Source organism: Deinococcus aquatilis DSM 23025, from assembly GCF_000378445.1.
Lineage (GTDB): Bacteria > Deinococcota > Deinococci > Deinococcales > Deinococcaceae > Deinococcus > Deinococcus aquatilis.
The window spans coordinates 1-1,380 of sequence record NZ_KB899803.1 but is presented as its reverse complement, the minus strand read 5'-3'; the positions used below and the strand labels follow the sequence as shown (position 1 = coordinate 1,380).

The window sequence follows — 1,380 nt, the reverse complement described above, 5'->3', positions numbered from 1 at the left end:
ACGGCGTCCCCATCGGTGCGTTGTTCTTGTGTCATCGCAGCTCAAGAATGCCCCGACGGGGGCATTCTCATCTGTTTTGTCAGTCCCTCAGCGGAATCCGTATGACCACTGACAGAACGCCGTACTAGGCTTTAAACGCGCCTCCCACGGATGTGCCCAGCAGCAACGCCGCGTCCATGCCGGGTAGACCGTTCACGACGGCCTGACCTTCGTGCAGGACTTTGACCGAGCAGGCGTATCCCAAACGGGCTTGGAGACTCTCCTGTAAAGCATCGACCAACGGCAGGCCCACCAGCAGGCCGTAAAAACTGCTGTCTGCCGAGGCCCGCTCTATCTGTCCATCCTGATCAAGGTGAGCGGAAAGGCTGATTGCCATCTGCGTGATGCGCTGACCCGCTGGCACCGTCTGAGCCAAAGCTTCGGTCAGGAACTTCAGCAATGCAGGGCCATCGCTGAGTGCATACGGAGTGGGCAGCAGGGGCGCAAGCTCTAGCTTGGTCACCTGGCCGCCGCTGACCTCGGCAACGGCACGTTTTAAGGCGCTGTGACCGGCATCCAGCACCAGCACTGGCCCCTCTTGAAACTGCCGGGCCGCGCCGTGAAGCATCAGAGAGCGCGGTTGTGAGAACAGGTGGAGCTGAACCTGGGTGACCCCCCACCGAGCCAACCATTGGCAAGCGGCGGCATAGATATGTTGCCCCAGCACGCCCTCCAGAACGCCGCCACCCAGCACGATCTGTTGTACGCCTTGCCACCGTTTCCAGTGCTCATCGGGCCATTCGGGGCGGGCAACGCGGCTTTCGGGTGGGGCCAGATTCAGCGTTGCCACCACCGCCGCCAGAGCAATGCCCATGCGTTCGGCAAACGCGGCGGCCTCTGTATCGCCCCGCTTCAGAGCCTCATTCAACGCCAAAGGGTAGGCTTTCAAGGCTTCAACTTTTTGACCCTGAGCTTGAATCATTTTTCTGCGGAAGCGGTTTTTAAGCCACCCCAGCCCTTCTTTCTGGCTGACCAAACGAACCAGAGGCCGAAGGACAGAAGCGGCAACTTGGGCAGAAAAGCCGGTCTTTGGGGAAGCCGGATCAGGCAGGGGAGCTAGGCCCGCAGCAGCCACCAATCCGCCCAGTTCGGTCTGCATCTTGGGCGCAATGTTCCAGGTTGCCAGCCACTCATGCGCCATCGTGCCTGCCATATCAGCGGGCAGATCCGCCAAATTGGCAAGGGTGACACGGTTCAAGCCTGGATTAAATGACATACCGGACTGAATATAGGCAAAGGGAATGAGCTCAGTACCCGACACTTTGTGAATTGAGCGTCTGGCTGGGTTTCAAAAGCCCAATGAGTTGAAGGGCTTCCGCCTCCCCACGCTCATGGATGCGG

General features: G+C 59.6%; 1 protein-coding gene. It reads right to left on the bottom strand.

Annotation, left to right across the window (positions count from 1 at the left end; all coding sequences use genetic code 11):
• Positions 1-124: 124 nt before the first annotated feature.
• The gene (locus F561_RS0124335; RefSeq protein WP_157452174.1) at positions 125-1,237 is read right to left on the bottom strand and encodes a hypothetical protein; all 1,113 of its coding nucleotides are present in this window, start codon (positions 1,235-1,237) and stop codon (positions 125-127) included.
• Positions 1,238-1,380 lie beyond the last annotated feature (143 nt).